Annotated in this window: 13 protein-coding genes; 7 read left to right on the forward strand and 6 right to left on the reverse strand. The window is 68.0% G+C overall.

Features of this window, described 5'->3' with window-relative positions:
• Positions 1-213: 213 nt before the first annotated feature.
• Entirely contained in the window at positions 214-1,446 is a 1,233-nt protein-coding gene (locus tag AC1DY5_RS16625) for an acyl-CoA dehydrogenase family protein (protein ID WP_478113066.1), read from the reverse strand.
• Between the two features lie 178 nt (positions 1,447-1,624).
• Positions 1,625-2,401 carry an enoyl-CoA hydratase/isomerase family protein gene (locus AC1DY5_RS16630; RefSeq protein ID WP_478113068.1) on the reverse strand — a complete coding sequence of 259 codons (777 nt, stop codon included), beginning with the start codon at positions 2,399-2,401 and terminating at the stop codon, positions 1,625-1,627.
• A 198-nt stretch (positions 2,402-2,599) separates the two neighbouring features.
• On the opposite strand from AC1DY5_RS16630, the gene AC1DY5_RS16635 reads away from it, so the two are divergent.
• Together AC1DY5_RS16635 and AC1DY5_RS16640 are read left to right on the forward strand one after the other, a co-directional pair.
• Positions 2,600-3,337, forward strand: coding sequence for a protein-L-isoaspartate(D-aspartate) O-methyltransferase (locus AC1DY5_RS16635; RefSeq protein ID WP_478113070.1), 738 nt, complete (start codon positions 2,600-2,602; stop codon positions 3,335-3,337).
• 13 nt (positions 3,338-3,350) lie between these two features.
• Complete coding sequence (locus tag AC1DY5_RS16640) at positions 3,351-5,765, forward strand: SAM-dependent methyltransferase (RefSeq protein ID WP_478113071.1); 2,415 nt, start codon at positions 3,351-3,353, stop codon at positions 5,763-5,765.
• A 109-nt stretch (positions 5,766-5,874) separates the two neighbouring features.
• On the opposite strand, the gene AC1DY5_RS16645 is transcribed toward AC1DY5_RS16640, so the two are convergent.
• Positions 5,875-6,810 carry a LysR family transcriptional regulator gene (locus AC1DY5_RS16645; RefSeq protein WP_478113073.1) on the reverse strand — a complete coding sequence of 312 codons (936 nt, stop codon included), beginning with the start codon at positions 6,808-6,810 and terminating at the stop codon, positions 5,875-5,877.
• 108 nt (positions 6,811-6,918) lie between these two features.
• Between AC1DY5_RS16645 and AC1DY5_RS16650 the strand changes: the two genes are divergently transcribed.
• Genes AC1DY5_RS16650 through AC1DY5_RS16660 form a run of 3 tightly spaced genes read left to right on the forward strand, consistent with a single transcriptional unit; the run spans position 6,919 to position 10,131 of the window.
• Positions 6,919-7,884 carry a Bug family tripartite tricarboxylate transporter substrate binding protein gene (locus AC1DY5_RS16650; RefSeq protein WP_478113075.1) on the forward strand — a complete coding sequence of 322 codons (966 nt, stop codon included), beginning with the start codon at positions 6,919-6,921 and terminating at the stop codon, positions 7,882-7,884.
• A gap of 4 nt (positions 7,885-7,888) precedes the next feature.
• The gene (locus AC1DY5_RS16655) at positions 7,889-8,935 is read left to right on the forward strand and encodes a 4-hydroxythreonine-4-phosphate dehydrogenase PdxA (protein ID WP_478113076.1); all 1,047 of its coding nucleotides are present in this window, start codon (positions 7,889-7,891) and stop codon (positions 8,933-8,935) included.
• A gap of 23 nt (positions 8,936-8,958) precedes the next feature.
• Positions 8,959-10,131 (forward strand): L-rhamnonate dehydratase, encoded by a 1,173-nt coding sequence (locus tag AC1DY5_RS16660; RefSeq protein ID WP_478113077.1) that lies wholly within the window; start codon positions 8,959-8,961, stop codon positions 10,129-10,131.
• An 11-nt stretch (positions 10,132-10,142) separates the two neighbouring features.
• Here AC1DY5_RS16660 and AC1DY5_RS16665 read toward each other — a convergent pair whose 3' ends face one another.
• Complete coding sequence (locus AC1DY5_RS16665) at positions 10,143-11,384, reverse strand: DUF4382 domain-containing protein (protein WP_478113079.1); 1,242 nt, start codon at positions 11,382-11,384, stop codon at positions 10,143-10,145.
• 175 nt (positions 11,385-11,559) lie between these two features.
• Between AC1DY5_RS16665 and AC1DY5_RS16670 the strand changes: the two genes are divergently transcribed.
• Positions 11,560-12,396 carry a DUF6502 family protein gene (locus tag AC1DY5_RS16670; protein WP_478113081.1) on the forward strand — a complete coding sequence of 279 codons (837 nt, stop codon included), beginning with the start codon at positions 11,560-11,562 and terminating at the stop codon, positions 12,394-12,396.
• Positions 12,393-13,712 (forward strand): DUF5666 domain-containing protein, encoded by a 1,320-nt coding sequence (locus tag AC1DY5_RS16675; protein WP_478113083.1) that lies wholly within the window; start codon positions 12,393-12,395, stop codon positions 13,710-13,712. The genes AC1DY5_RS16670 and AC1DY5_RS16675 overlap by 4 nt, the downstream gene beginning before the upstream one ends.
• Here the strand turns inward: AC1DY5_RS16675 and AC1DY5_RS16680 are convergent.
• Together AC1DY5_RS16680 and AC1DY5_RS16685 are read right to left on the reverse strand one after the other, a co-directional pair.
• Positions 13,699-15,114: an amidohydrolase family protein gene (locus tag AC1DY5_RS16680; RefSeq protein WP_478113086.1), complete on the reverse strand. Its 1,416-nt coding sequence runs from the start codon at positions 15,112-15,114 to the stop codon at positions 13,699-13,701. The two genes, AC1DY5_RS16675 and AC1DY5_RS16680, sit on opposite strands and share 14 nt — an antisense overlap.
• A gap of 18 nt (positions 15,115-15,132) precedes the next feature.
• On the reverse strand, positions 15,133-15,383 hold a 251-nt coding region (locus AC1DY5_RS16685; RefSeq protein WP_478113087.1), incomplete at its 5' end, for a TSUP family transporter.

A 15,383-nucleotide genomic window follows, 5' to 3' on the forward strand; every position in this document is an offset into this window, starting at 1 on the left:
GATGTATGGAGCCGTCGGAGCCGCATTGCGCTCGCCCGACCTGAAGCAGCAATTCGAGCAGCAGGGCGTGGAAGTCGTCGGCAGCAAGCCCGAGGAGTTCGGACCGTTCATCTCCGCTGAATCTGAGCGTTGGGGTTCACTCGCCAAGGCGGTTGGCGCCAAGCTGGACTGATGCGCCGACCCCCGATGATCGATCCCGAGGCGCTCAGCGTCTCAGGCGCGCGCCGGCTCGGCGCGCTTTGCCAATTCCAGCTTGGCAATGGCGTTGCGATGCACTTCGTCGGGCCCGTCGACGATGCGCACCGTGCGCTGATGCGCATAGGCCTCGGCGAGCCAGAAGTCCTGGCTGACGCCGGCCGCCCCATGCGCCTGGATGGCCCAGTCGACCACCTTGCACGACATGTTGGGCGCCACCACCTTGATCATCGCGATCTCGGCGCGTGCGTTCTTGTTGCCCACCGTGTCCATCTTGTAGGCCGCGTTGAGCGTGAGAAGGCGCGCCTGGTCGATCAGGCAGCGCGACTCGGCGATGCGCTCGTGCCACACCGATTGCTCGGCCAGCGGCTTGCCGAAGGCGATGCGCTTCTGCAAGCGGTCGCACATCAGTTCGAGCGCGCGCTCGGCGGCGCCGATGGAACGCATGCAGTGATGGATGCGCCCGGGCCCGAGGCGGCCTTGCGCGATCTCGAAGCCGCGGCCCTCGCCGAGCAGGATGTTGGACACCGGCACGCGCACATCCTCCAGCAGCACTTCCATGTGGCCGTGCGGTGCATCGTCGTAGCCGAAGACCGAGAGATGGCGCAGCACGGTGACGCCGGCCGCCTCGCGCGGCACCAGCACCATCGATTGCTGCGCGTGGCGCGGCGCCTCGGGGTCGGTCTTGCCCATCACGATGAAGATCTTGCAGCGCGGGCTGCCGGCTCCCGAGGAAAACCACTTGCGACCGTTGATGACGTACTCGTCGCCATCGCGCCGGATCGTGCACTGGATGTTGGTGGCGTCGGACGATGCAACGGCCGGCTCGGTCATCAGGAAGCCCGAGCGGATCTCGCCTCGAAGCAGCGGCTCCAGCCACTGGTCCTTCTGCGCCTCGGTGCCGTAGCGCTCGATCGTTTCCATGTTGCCGGTATCGGGCGCCGAGCAGTTGAAGACCTCGCCCGACCAGGAGACGCGGCCCATCACCTCGCACAGCGGCGCGTAGTCGAGGTTGGAAATCCCCGGCACGCCGCGGTGTTCGTGCGGCAGGAACATGTTCCACAGCCCGGCCGCCCGCGCGAGCGGCTTGAGCTCCTCGATCAGCGGCGAGACCTGCCACGCATTGCCCTCGCGGCGGAATGCGTCCATCTCGCGGTGGTAGCGCTCCTCGTTGGGATAGATGTGTTGGTCGAAGAACTGGCGCAGGCGCTGCAGGAGTTCGGTGGTCTTGGCGGAGGGTTCAGCGAACATGATTCGTCCTTTCGTGGTGCGGCAGCCCGGGCCAGGCCGCTCGTTGGCATGAGATTTCAACACCATGCGAGGTCGAATGCCGTCCCGCAAGCGACGAATGGACGGCGCGCAACGGATCAGCCGATTTGAGGCCGGCGCGCTTCACGACGCCCGCCCACTTGGCGGTGTCCGAGCGGGCTCAATGCCCGGTGAACACCGGGGCACGCTTTTCGGCAAAAGCGCGCTGGGCTTCCTTCGCATCGTCGGTCTTGGCGATCTGCGCAGTCATGTCCTGCTCGTAGCGATAGCCGTCGCGCAGGCTCATGTCCTCGATCACATTGAGGGTGTGCTTGCCCATCCGCGTGGACACCGGGCTTTTGGATGCGATGGTGGCGGCGATCTCGCGCGCTGCCGGCATCAGGTCCTCGGGCGCCGTGCATGCTTCCACGATGCCGAGCCGGAGCAGTTCGGCCCCGGGCACGCGCATGCCTGTCAGCATCATGCGGCGCAGGCGAGAGTGGCTGAACAAGCGCATGGCATGCCGGCAGCCGCCGAGCAGCCCGACATCGACCTCGGGCAGGCCGAGCGAGGCCTTCTCGGACGCGATCAGGATGTCGCTGGAAGCCGCCATGGCAAGGCCGGAGCCGAGCGCGGCGCCATTGATGGCGCAGATCACCGGCTTGGCGCATTCGCGGATGGCGTGAAAGCACTCCCGGGTACGCCGCGAGTGGGCCATCAGGTCGCCCGGCCCCTTGATCACTTCGGCCCGCCCCTTCAAGTCGGCGCCGGCGCAGAACACCTTGCCCTCGCCGGTCAGGATCACGACGCGTACCTCTTCCATCTCGGAAATCTGGTCGAGAGCCCGGGTCAGTTCGTCGTTTAGCACGCGCGTCAGCGCGTTGACGGGCGGGGCATTGAGAGTCAGCGTCGCGATGTGATCGGCGATCGCCACTTTGAGCTGCGTGAAGTCGTCCACTTTGTCTCCTGGGGTCATGAATCGGAATGATGCGGACCAGTCTACGAGCGGCTCGCCATCGCGACGACCGCTGTCGGCGCACATCTGCTATGCGCCAGGTCGCATAGCACCCGCCAAGGCCGCATCGTCCTCGTTTCGACCATGGCCTTGCCGGCCGCACTGGACCGCGCTTTCGCGCTCGGCCATGATCGCCGAACAATGGTCACACCGATGGTCCGTGCGATGGCGGCGGCGCTTCTCCTGGCCCTGACAGGGGCCCATGGCGTGGCCCCTTCGGACTTCGCATCGGAGCGGCAGCGGATGACGGAAGAGATCGCGGCGCACGCACGCCAGACGGCCGCGGAGACCGGCAGGCCCGCCTTCGACGCCCGCGTGATGGCGGTTATCGGCAAGGTGCCGCGGCACGAGTTCGTGCGCGCCGACCAGGTCGGTTATGCGTACGCGAACCGGCCGCTGCCGATCGGCCATGGGCAGACAATCTCGCAGCCCTACATCGTGGCGCTGATGACGGACCTGGCCAAGGCGGGGCCGGGCGACAAGGTGCTCGAGGTGGGGACCGGCTCAGGCTACCAGGCGGCAGTGATGGCGCAGCTGGCCCGCGCGGTCTACACCATCGAGATCATCGAGCCGCTGGGACTCCAGGCCACGGAACGCCTGCAGAAACTGGGTTACGACAATGTCCAGGTGCGCCTGGGCGACGGCTACTACGGCTGGGAGGAACATGCACCCTACGACGCCATCCTCGTGACCGCGGCGGCCAACCACATCCCGCCGCCGCTCATCCGCCAGCTCAAACCCGGCGGCCGGATGGTGATTCCGGTGGGCGCGGCGTTCATGGTCCAGCAATTGATGATGATCGAGAAGAACCCCGACGGAACGGTGTCGACGCGGCAGGTCCTGCCGGTGGCCTTCGTTCCGCTGACCGGCCAACGCTGAGCCCGGAGCGCCGATGGCCGCCGCGCCGCTGATCGCCGTGGCCTTGGTCTCGGCCGCCGCGCTGGCCTACGAGATCCTGCTGATGCGGCTGTTCTCGATCATCCTGTGGCACCACTTCGCCTACATGATCATCAGCCTGGCGCTGCTCGGCTGGGGTGCCAGCGGCGCCTTGCTGACCCTGGCGCAGCGGGCGGTGCAGCAGCGATTCGCGCCGCTCTTCTGCGCCGCCGCCGCGGCGTTCGGACTCACTGCGATGGGCTGCTTCGCCCTGGCGCAGCGCGTGCCGTTCAATCCGCTCGAAATCCTCTGGGACCCGCGCCAGCCGCTCTACCTGCTGGCCGTCTACCTGCTGCTCCTGCTGCCCTTCATGTGCGCCGGCGCCTGCGTGTGCATGGCCCTGCAACGCTTTCGCGGCGAGCTGTCGCGCATCTACAGCGTCGACATCCTCGGTGCCGGCGCGGGGAGCCTGGGAATCGTGGCGCTGCTGTACGTGCTATCGCCGGCCGACGCATTGCAGCTGATCGGCGCGCTGGGCTGCGTCGCGGCGGCGGTCGGATGGATCGAATGCGGCGGGCGTCGACGCTGGCCGGCGCTCTTGCCGATCGCGATGGCCGGCGGCCTCCTGCTGCTGCCCGCGGCGTGGCTGGCGCCCGTCATGTCGCCCTACAAGGAGCTGTCGCAGACTTTGCGCATCCCCGGCGCCCGGGTGGTGGCGCAGCGATCGAGCCCCCTGGGCCTCGTCAGCGTGGTCGAGAGCCCGCGCATTCCGCTGCGCCACGCGCCGGGCCTGAGCCTCAGCGCGTCGACCGAGCCGCCGCCGCAATGGGGCGTCTTCACCGACGGCGAAGGACTCAACGCGCTGACCCGCTTCGACGGCCGGCGCGACAGCCTGGCCCATCTGGACCAGATCAGCTCCGCCCTGCCCTACCACTTGCTGCGCCGGCCGCACGTGCTGGTGCTGGGCTCCGGCGCCGGGGCGGACGTGCTGCAGGCGCACTATCACGGCGCCCGCCGCATCGACGCGGTGGAGTTGAATCCGCAGATCGTCGAATTGGTGCAGGGCCCGTTCGCGCTCGCGGCGGGCGGCGTCTACGGGCCGATGGCGCAGGTGCACGTGGCCGAGGCGCGCGGCTTCATTGCGGCCAGCCGGGAGCGCTATGACCTGATCCAGGTGGCGCTGCTCGATTCCTTCAGCGCCTCCTCGGCCGGGCTCTACGCGCTCGCCGAGAACTATCTCTACACGGTCGAGGCCGTGCAGGACGATCTGCGCCACCTGCAGCCCGGCGGCCTGCTGGCGGTCACGCGCTGGGTCACGCTGCCGCCGCGCGATGCGCTCAAGCTCTTCGCCGCCGCGGTGGTGGCGCTGGAGCGATCGGGCATCGGCGACCCCGGATCGCGGCTTGCGCTGATACGAAGCTGGAAGACCAGCACTCTGCTAGTCAAGAACGGCGCGCTCACCCGAGAGGACATCGCCGCGATCAAGGGCTTCTGCGTGGCCCGCTCCTTCGATGTCGCCTTCTACCCGGGCATGCGGCGGGACGAGGCGAATCGCTTCAACGTGGTCGAAGGGCCGGACCTGTTCGACGGCGCGCAGGCGCTGCTCGGCCCCGGGCGCGACGAATTCACGGCGCGCTACAAGTTCCATATCGAACCGGCCACAGACGACAAGCCGCACTTCTTCCACTTCTTCAAGTGGCGCTCGCTGCCGGAACTGCTGTCGCTGAAGGAGCAGGGTGGCCTTCCACTGCTCGAATGGGGCTATCCGGTGCTCGTGGCGACGCTGGTGCAGGCGCTGGTCGCGAGCCTGCTGCTGATCGGGTTGCCGCTGCTATGGGTCGCGCGGTCCGGTGCGCGGCAGGGCGGGGGCGTACCGGGCGTCGTGTCAGGCACTGTATCGCGAGAGCGCGTGCTGGCGTATTTCCTGGCGATCGGCTTCGGCTTCATGTTCATCGAGATCGCGTTCATCCAGAAGTTCGTCCTGTTCCTGAGCCATCCGCTGTACGCCATCGCCGTCGTGCTGTTCGCGTTCCTGCTCTTCGCCGGCATCGGCAGCCGCGTGTCCGGTCGACTGAAGGGATACCCGGTGGTGGCAGTGGTGGGCGCAATCGCGCTGTCGGCGGCGCTCTGCCTGCTGCTGCTGCCCTGGCTCTTCCAGCACGCGATGGGCTTGCCCGATGCGGCGCGGATCCTGATCTCGGCGGCCCTCATCGCCCCGCTGGCCTTCTTCATGGGCATGCCCTTTCCCCTGGGCCTGGCCCGGGTGGAGGCCTCCGATGCCCGGCTCATTCCCTGGGCCTGGGGCATCAACGGCTGCGCCTCCGTCACCGCGGCGGTGCTGGCCACCTTGCTCGCGATCCACATCGGCTTCACCGCCGTGGTCGTGGCGGCACTGGTCCTGTATGGGGTGGCGGCCGCGGCGCCGCCCTGAGGCCCTCACATGCCCGCATTGCGTTTCAGACAGGCTACGCAGGTCGCGTCGCGTGCGCATTCGCTGGTCCACTCCGGTGCCGGTGGCGCTGCGGCTTGCCGACGTGCTGTCAGGCCGCCCGATGCAGCAGTTCGAGAAACTGCTGCGCCGGCCGGCTCAAGGGCCAGTCCTTGCGCACCAGACTGCCGTAGGCGGGCAGCTTCTGTCGGATGCGGTAGGCAACGATGCGCAGCACGCCGTGCTCGGCGTCGCGCCGGGCTACCGCCTCAGGGATCACCGCCACCAGTTCCGAGCGACGGATCAGGTTGATGGTCGTCAGGATCGAGCCGGTCTCGATCAGCCCTTTGGGCAGCGTCGCGTCGTGGTCCCGGAACTCATGCTCGATGACGTCGCGCATCGGGCTGCCGGGCGGCTGCAGGATCCACGGGTAGGCCAGCAGCGAATCGAACTCGACCCGCCGCCGACGCGCCAGAGGATGGTCGTTGCCCACCACCACCGAAAGGCCCTCGTCCTCGATCGGCCTGAAGCTGTACTCGAACTGCGGCAGTCCGACCCGGCGGCCGATGACGACCTCAAGCACGCCTTCGCGCAGTTGCGCCAGCAGCCGATCGCTGGTGTCGACCGCGATCTCGATGGCCAGCAGCGGAAACAGCGCCTTGAGGCCCAGCAGCGCTTCGGACAGGCGCCCCGGAGACGCGGCCATGATGCTGCCGACCGAAAACTTGCCCGCGCTGCCTAGCCGCAGTTCGCCCAGCTCGCGGTTCAGCGCTTCCATGCTGCCGCGAATGCCGCGGAAGTAGCCGGTGACGCGGGCGCCGGCGTCGTTGAGCCGCAGCCCGCGGCCGACGCGCTCGAACAACGGCTGCCCGAGTGCGCTTTCGAGCTCGTGCAGCATCTTGGTGGCCGCCGGCTGCGTCATGCCGAGCTGGAACGCGGCCGCCCTCAAGGTGCGCTTCTCGTCGATTGCGAGGATCAGCGCGATCTGCCGCATGCGCAGCCGGTTGAGCAGCTGCGGCGTGCTCTGCTGGCGATCCAGCGAACCCATGATTGATCACTCCTGGTTATTGATTGATCACGAGCTTTCAGTTTACGGCGATCAATTGCATTCCTACCATCCAGGCATCGGTTCGAAACACACATTGGAGACACGCGAATGAAACGTCAACTCGCCGCGGTGACGGCTGCGCTCGCGCTCGCCTGGACGGCCGGCCTGGCCCAGGCCCAGGACTGGCCGACCCGCTCGGTCAGGATCCTGGTCGGCTCGGCGCCCGGCGGCGGCACCGACGCCATGGCCCGTGCCGTGGCCGACCGGCTGGGCCCGCTGCTGAAGCAGCCGATGGTGGTCGAGAACCGCCCGGGCGTTTCCAACACGCTGGCCGCGGACGCCACGGCGAAAGCCACCGACGGCCACACCATGGTGATGGGCGTGGTCACCGCCCACGCCATCGCGCCGCACCTGATCAAGCTCGGCTACGACAACAACCGCGACCTGGTGCCGGTGGCTTTCGTCGGCGCCGTGCCCAACGTGCTGGTGGTCAGCAACACGCTGCCGGCCGAGTCGGTGGCGGCCCTGGTGCAGCTCGCGAAGCAAGAGCCCGGCAAGCTCAACTACGCCACCAGCGGCGCCGGCAGCACGCAGCACATCGCGGCCGAGATGTTCAAGGACGCGACCCGGATCGACATTACGCATGTGCCCTACAAGGGCAGCGGGCCGGCCCTGATCGACCTGATCGGCGGCCAGGTGCAGCTGAGCTTCGACACCCTGCCCTCGGTGATCGGGCAGATCAGGAACAACAAGATTCGGCCCCTGGCCGTGACCGCGGCCACGCGCAACCCGCAGCTGCCCAACGTGCCGACCCTGGCGGAGGCCGGTGTGCCGGGCGTGGAGATGAGCGCCTGGTACGGCATCTACATGCCGGCCTCGACGCCGAAGGCGGTGCAGGAGAAGGTGCACGACGCCATCAACCAGGTGCTGGCGATGCCCGAGACCCAGGCGCGCCTCGAGGCCATCGGCGCCGAGATCACGCCGATGACGCAGGCCCAGTTCGCGGCCTTTCATGCGGCCGAATACAAGCGCTTCGGCGACATCATCAAGAAGAACAGCATCCCGCTGGACTGACACCATGCGCCATTCACGACCGCCCGTCGTCGCCCTCACCCTCGGCGACCCCGCCGGCATCGGCGCCGAGCTGATCGCCCGCCTGCTGGCCCGACCCGATGCCACCGCGCTCGCCAACATCGTGCTGGTCGGCGACCGTTGGCTGTGGGAGGACGGCCAGCACATCGCGGGCCTGAAGGTCGAGACCGACGACGTGCCCTCCTTCGCCGTGGTCCGCGAGCGCGCCAGCACGGTACGGCCCGCCTTCCTTGCGGTCGACAGCATCGACCCGGCGCAGGTTCACCGCGGCCAGGCCGAGGCCGCGGGCGGGCGCTCTGTGCTGCAGGTGCTCGACCGCTGCATGGACGCCACGCTGGCCGGCGAGGTCGACTCGATCTGCTTCGCGCCGCTCAACAAGCAGGCGATGAAGATCGGCGGCATGCGGCACGAGGACGAGCTGCACCACTTCGCCGCCTACCTGGGCGTCACCGGCTACTTCTGCGAGTTCAACACGCTGGGCGATCTCTGGACCTCGCGCATCTCCTCGCACGTGCCGATGAAGGACGTGGCGCGCTACATCACGGCCGAGCGCATCGAGCAGGCGGCCACGCTGATCTACCGCTCGCTGCTGGCGAGCGGCGTCGCGCAGCCGCGGATCGCGATCGCGGCCTTCAATCCCCACGGCGGCGACGGCGGAGTCTGCGGCCGCGAGGAGTTCGAGATCATCGCGCCGGCCGTGAAGGCGCTGCAGGCGCGCGACTGGCCGACCGACGCCCCGTTCCATGGCCCCTTCCCGGCCGACACCATCTTCCTGAAGGCGCAGGCCGGCGACTATCAGGCGATCGTGACCATGTACCACGACCAGGGCCAGATCGCGATCAAGCTGCTCGGCTTCAGCCGCGGCGTGACCGTGCAGGGCGGCTTGCCGATTCCGATCACCACGCCCGCCCACGGCACCGCGTACGACATCGCCGGGCAGGGCAAGGCCAGTGTCGAGGCCACCTGGCAGGCTTTCCGCATCGCGAGTCGAATGGGAGCCGCGCACCGGCTGGCGACCCGCGACACCACCTGAACCCCTTCAAACCCAGCGACATCATGAAGATCAAATCCGTCCGCGCCCGCGTCTTCCAATGGGAAGGCAAGACCGTTCCGCCCCAAGGCAACTTCTGCTCCAACGCGATGGACCTGCTCTATTCGCCGGCCGAGACCATGAGCACCTTTCGGTTCCACGCTTGGACGGTGGTCGAGATCGAGACCGACGACGGCATCGTCGGCCTCGGCAACGTGGCTTTGGCGCCGAGCATCGCCAAGGCCATCATCGACCAGTACCTGGCGCCGCTGGTGATTGGCCAGGACCCGTGGGACTACGAATACCTCTGGCAGCGCATGTACCGCGCGACCCATGCCTGGGGTCGCAAAGGCGTCACGATGGCGGCGATCTCGGCGGTCGACCTGGCCATCTGGGACATCCTCGGCAAGTCGGTCGGCAAGCCGGTGTTCAAGCTGCTGGGCGGCCGCACCAAGGAAAAGATCCCCTGCTACTACTCGAAGCTCTATCGCACCGACCTCGACGAGATGCAGCGCGAGGCGCAGAAGTTCATGGACCAGGGCTTCACGATGTTCAAGTCGCGCTTCGGCTACGGCCCGGCGCACGGCACCCGCGGCGTGGCGGAGAACCTGAAGGCGGTCGAGGCCATCCGCGAGGTCATCGGCGACGACAACGACCTGATGCTCGAGTGCTACATGGGCTGGAACGTCGAGTACGCCAAGCGTATGCTGCCCAAGCTCGAGAAGTTCCAGCCGCGCTGGGTCGAGGAGCCGGTGATCGCCGACGACATCGACGGCTACGCCGAGCTCAACGCCTTCAGCTCGATTCCGATCTCGGGCGGCGAGCACGAGTTCTCGCTGTACGGCTTCAAGCAGCTGCTGGAGCGCAAGGCGGTGAGCGTTGTGCAGTACGACACCAACCGCGTCGGCGGCATCACGGCGGCGCACAAGATCAATGCGCTGTGCGAGGCCTGGAGCGTGCCGGTGATCCCGCATGCGGGCCAGATGCACAACTACCACCTGACGATGAGCACGCTGGCATCGCCGATGAGCGAATACTTCCCGATGCACGAGGTCGAGGTCGGCAACGAGCTGTTCTATTACATCTTCGACGGCGAGCCGGTCGCCGACAACGGCTTCCTGCAGCTCGACGACGACAAGCCGGGCCTCGGCCTGACGCTGAAGACCGAGTACCTCGACCAGTTCCGGATCATCGAGTAGGCCGCCGCAAGTCAGGGAAAGCTGAAGTTGGTCGACACGACCAGGGCCGGTGTCAGGACGGGCGGCGTCACGGTCTTCGTGACTCCGCCGGCAGCGGCCTCCAGCCGATAGTGGCCGGCTGCGCCGGCGTCGGCCACGAAGACCAGTGCGCCCGGACCGGGTGCATAGGGCGCAACCAGGGGTGCGTTCACCGGCACGGTATAGCTGTAGTCGCCGCTCACGCTGTCGACCGCAGCACCCGCTACTTCGATGGTGGGGCCGTTGGTCAGCGGCTGCAGGACCCGCACCGTGGCATCGATGGGCGAAATCCCGGTGGCGACCCCGCCCGACAGCACCGCGCTGGGCGAAGCGGGCGGATTCAGGGCCGAACTCGCGAGGTTCAGCGAGCTCACCGTTTCGGCGCTGATCACCACGTTGCTGACCACCGCCGTGCTCCGGCCCGGAGCCGTCACCACCAGCGTGTAGGTACCAGGCGCCACGGGCTGCAGGAGAAACTTGCCGGCACTGTCCGGCGAGGTGGCCTTGACGACGACGCCCGCCTGCTGCAGCGAGCTGACGGTGCTGCCGAGGGCAATGCTGCTGTCCACGAAGCCCGTCACCCCGGACACATAGCGCGGAATCACGGTCAGCACCGGCTTGAGCAGGTAATTGCCCGAGGCGCCGGCCCGCACCACCGATTTGCAGGCGTCGAAATCGAGCACGAGATCGGCCAGCTTGCCGGGCGCCACGTCGAAGTCGACATTGGCCTTCACGCCCGCCTGCTGGCCGCTTGGCGTTTTCAGCGCGGTCTCGGCGCGGCCGGTCGGTATCACCGAATTGGCCAGTGGCGAGCCTGCGCTGTTGTCGGCCAGCACCAGCCTCAGCTGGGTGTACTTGCCCGCAGGAAGCGGCGTCTGTCCGAGCTCGAAGAGCACGCCGTTCGTGAGCGACAGCAGATCGATGCGCCGGGCGGGGTTTAGCGCGACCTCCGACCATCCGGCGCTGTCGTCCGCGGCGCTGCTGCTCTGGTGCACTCGCACCTTCTGGACCGTGACGTTGACCTCGTCGTAGCCACAGGCGGGCGCATCGGTCATCGCCAGCCGCAATGTGCCGATGCCAGGGTCCGTGCTCGAGGTACTGGCGGCGGGCGTGGTGCCGTCGCTGATGGGAATGCCGCCGCCTCCGCCGCCTCCGCCACCTCCGCCACCGCAGGCGTAGAGGGAGACCAGCAGACCGCAGGCCAGGCCGGTGCGCAGGTGTCGAAGCAGTTTCACGGCGATTTCCAAAGCGATGGCGGAAGTGCAGAATATGGGACATATTCCCATTTAGTCAAATCCATGCCCAAAATGGAGACCGCGAATTTCATGCGATCCTTGAGTCTTCGATAGAAAAATTCTCTTGGCCGCGCATTCCGAATGCGCGGCGACTAACAACGCACTGTCATCATTCATGGAAAACCAGCTGGCCTGGGCACAAGCGGCTTGCGCGCGGATACTGCGTCCCGTGATCAGGCTCGCGCTGGCGATGGGAATGAAGCACCCTCATCTCGAGGAAATGGTACGCGACCTCCTGCTGGATGAAGCACACCGCCTGTGGCTCGCCAAGGGGGTCAAGAAGCCGAACATCAGCCAGCTGTCGGTGACCACGGGGCTGAACCGCAAGGCCGTGACCGCCAAGGTCAGGGATACGACCGGCGTATTGCCGGCCACCGAGATGTCGGCGGCGGCCAAGACTTTCACTTTTTGGCTGCAGATGGTCGCCGACGACCCCACCTACCGACAGTTGCCCATTGCCGGCGACGCGGCCATCACTTTCGAATCCATCGCGAGGCTGGGCAGCCGCGGCAACGTTCACCACCGGACGATCCTGGACGAACTGCTGCGGCTGCGGATGGTGGCCGAGAACGAGGGACGGGTCGAACTCAAAACCGATGGCTTCGTGCCCGCCGAGGACCTGCAGTCGATGCTGGCGTTCCTGGGCGACAACGCACGGGACCACCTCAATGCGGCCGTCGCGAACACGCTGGGGCGCCAGCCCCCCCTGCTCGAGCGCGCCGTCTATGCGACGGGTGTGACACTGGAGGACTGCGAACGGATCAATCAACTCGCCAAGCAACGCTGGGGCCCGCTGCATCACGAACTCACACGCGAAATGACGCGCGCCGTCGACCGGGCCGGCGAACAGGAAAGGGGCCGCGTCCGGGTCGGCATCTATGCCTACTATGAAGGCCAGGACACGGATGCGCCGCAACTGCACCCCGCCAAACCAGATCAAGGCAAATCGTGAAATCGAGATTCATCCAGAACCTGCTGATTACGTTGTCGACGGCATTGCTGCTCTCGTGCGGTGGCGGTGGCGGTGGCGGTGTCGCCGGCCTGGGCCTGGCGGGCGCCTCCAATGGCAGCGCCACGGCGGCGTCGGGCAATGAGCTTGGCGGCGACGCCAGCGGCGCCACGTCAGCGTCGGCCGGCGGGAGCACGACGACGGCTTCCAGCGGCGACGGTTCGGGTGTCGGATCCGGCGGTACCGGCGTCAGCACGGCGGACGCCACCGGCATCGGCTCGGTCGACGGCTTCGGCAGCATCTTCGTCAACGGCCTGCGCTACGACACGGACAGCGCGGTGCTGAGCCTCGAGGACGCCGACACGCTGCAGATCGGCATGACGGTCAAGGTCACCGGCCCTGTCAGCACCGACTTCACCACTGGCGTCGCCAAGGACATCGCCTCCGCGGCGGAGCTTCGCGGCAGCGTGTCGTCCGTCGATCCGGCGACCGGAAGCTTCTCCGTGCTGGGCACGCCGGTCACCACCGACACGGCCACGGTGTGGTCAGACCTCGGCGGGCTCGCCAACCTGGTGCCGGGCATCGCGGTCCAGGTCTGGGGCCTGCCCGACACCGCGGGCGTGCTGCGCGCCACCCGCGTCGCACGGCAGCTGGCAGCGGCCTCGCCGATTGTCACTGGCGTGGTGCGGAACCTCGACACCAGTACGGCTTCCTTCAAGCTCGGCAGCCTCACGGTTCGGTATGGAAGCGCAGCCTTCCTGCCCGGACTCGACGCCAGCACCATGGCGGACGGTGTTTTCGTGCGCGTCCGCGCCGCCGCCGGATCAGGTGCATCGGGCGTGCTCGATGCGTCGAGCGTGCAACGGTGGAACGCGGTGCCGCAAACCAACGGCTCCGTCGCCCAACTGGCCGGCGTCATCACGGACTATGCGGCCCTGGGTTCATTCAAGCTGCTGGGCACGACGGTCGACGCCTCGACGGCCCAGATCACGGGCGGCCCGTCCGGATCGATCGGCAACGGGGTGAAGGTCGACGCGGCGGGCATCCTCGTCAACGGAACGCTGGTCACCACGAAGCTCCGGATCCGGTACGTTCCGGGCACAGGAGGACCTGTGTCGTTCTTCGTGGTCGGTACCGTGAGCGGCTACGTCTCGGCCGCCAATTTCATCGTCCGCGGACAGCGCGTCGACGCCAGTGCCCCCACGGTGGTGTTCGCCGGCGGCACCGCGGCCAATCTCCGCAATGGCGCCAAGGTGACGGTGTCGGGTTCGCGGGTGGTCAGCGGCACGCTGATGGCGGACAACGTCAGCTTCGACTGACGCCGGCAGGGCCCGACTGCTGGGCCCGATGCCTGTCCGCCACCGGATGCACGCGCTGAATCGGCGCGCGCTGCACATCGCGACGTGCAATGGCGGCCACCTCCCGCATCAGGGCGCGCGCGTCCCAGTCGACCGGCCAGCCCTGCCACAGCCGCATGGCGCCGTTGACGAACACCGCCTCGATCTGATCGCGATTGCCGAGACGCACCAACTCCCAGCTCAGGTCCCAGCTTGGCACGAACTCCGGCCGGTCGAGGTCGAGCAGCAAGAAGTCGGCGGCCAGCCCTTCGGCGATGCGGCCGGTGAGCCCGCCCAGGCCCACGGCTTCGGCGCCACGGTGCGTCGCATGGTCGAGCCATGGCCAGCCGCCACCGCAGGACGAATCGCCGTTGGCCAGGCCATGGGTCAGCCGCTGCGTGGCCTCGGCCGCATCCATTAGCCGGAAGCCGTCGGCGCGGGTGCCGTCGGTGCCGAGGCCGAAGGGCACACCCAGCATGCCGATCAGGCCGGCGTCGAGCACCGCATTGCCCTTCCATTGGCTGGCGACCGGGTTGTAGGCTACGGCGGCGCCACCGTCGCGCAAGAGGCCGATCTCGCGCGGCGTCAGCAGTGTGGCGTGCGCCAGCAAGGCCGAGGCATTCAGCGCACCGCAGGCATGCAGCAGTTCAAGCGGGCGCAGGCCACGCGCGACCAGCGAGCGCTCGACCGCGGCCAGGTGTTCGTTGACATGGGTCTGGAAACGGCGGCCGCTCTCCTGGGTGAGCGCCGCGACGTAGTGCAACATGCGGTCGGTCGCGGCTTCGGGGATCGAGATCGCGAGCGAGGGATGGACCAGCGCATCGTGCTCGAGCCGGGCCAGGAAGCTCGCCGCAGCGTCGAGGATGCGCCGTTGGGCGGCCGCGTCGCCTTCGAGCCCGGCATCGTTGCAGATCATGCCGAGCACGCAGCGGATACCGGTGTCGCGGGCCGCGGCGGCGACCGCGTCGAGCCCGGCCTCGGAGCGCGTGCCGGCGTCGACCACCGTCGTGAAGCCGCCGCGCAGCGACTCCAGCGCCGACAGCTTGGCGGCGAGGTAGGCCGCGTCGGCATCGAGCATCGATTCCATCGGCACCCAGATGCGGCGGAAGATCTCGGACGGCTCGCCGAAGGCCAGCGCCTTGCCGAAGGACTGGGTCAGGTGGGTGTGGCTGTCGACCAGGCCCGGCATCAGCAGCCGCTGCGGCAAGGCGACCGGCGACAGGCCGGGGTGCGCCGCGACGACCTCTTCCAGCGGCCCGACCGCGGCGAAGCGGCCGTTGCGCACCAGCACCGCCATGCCGGGCTTCGGCCCGTCGGGGAGCATGAGCCATTCAGGCGACAGCAGCAGGTCGCCGCGGATGTTTAGCAGATCTTGGGAAAGCATTTTCGCTCCAGTGAAAGTTCAGGCCAGCAGCAGCCAGGCGAACCAGCCGCCGACCGCCAGCAGCAGCAGCGACACCAGCCGCTGGAGCTGCCGCGTGTCGAGCCGGGCGGCGGCGCGTTGGCCGGCGATCGAGCCCGCCAGCATCAACAGGCCGCACAACGCGGCCAATGGCAGGTCGAGCCGGCCTTCGATCGCGTGCACCGTGCTGCTCGCCAGTGCCACGGGCAGCTGGATGGCCTGGGCCGCCACCACCGCGAAGGCGACCGGCT

It is taken from the genome of Variovorax sp. P4_D9, assembly GCF_056401695.1.

Coding starts and splice junctions, on each gene's coding strand:
- AC1DY5_RS16645 (WP_478113073.1), bottom strand. CDS start 6,810: ATGGGTTCGCTGGATCGCCAGCAGAGCACGCCGCAGCTGCTCAACCGG.
- AC1DY5_RS16640 (WP_478113071.1), top strand. CDS start 3,351: ATGGCCGCCGCGCCGCTGATCGCCGTGGCCTTGGTCTCGGCCGCCGCG.
- AC1DY5_RS16660 (WP_478113077.1), top strand. CDS start 8,959: ATGAAGATCAAATCCGTCCGCGCCCGCGTCTTCCAATGGGAAGGCAAG.
- AC1DY5_RS16625 (WP_478113066.1), bottom strand. CDS start 1,446: ATGTTCGCTGAACCCTCCGCCAAGACCACCGAACTCCTGCAGCGCCTG.
- AC1DY5_RS16670 (WP_478113081.1), top strand. CDS start 11,560: ATGGAAAACCAGCTGGCCTGGGCACAAGCGGCTTGCGCGCGGATACTG.
- AC1DY5_RS16655 (WP_478113076.1), top strand. CDS start 7,889: ATGCGCCATTCACGACCGCCCGTCGTCGCCCTCACCCTCGGCGACCCC.
- AC1DY5_RS16635 (WP_478113070.1), top strand. CDS start 2,600: ATGGTCACACCGATGGTCCGTGCGATGGCGGCGGCGCTTCTCCTGGCC.
- AC1DY5_RS16680 (WP_478113086.1), bottom strand. CDS start 15,114: ATGCTTTCCCAAGATCTGCTAAACATCCGCGGCGACCTGCTGCTGTCG.
- AC1DY5_RS16650 (WP_478113075.1), top strand. CDS start 6,919: ATGAAACGTCAACTCGCCGCGGTGACGGCTGCGCTCGCGCTCGCCTGG.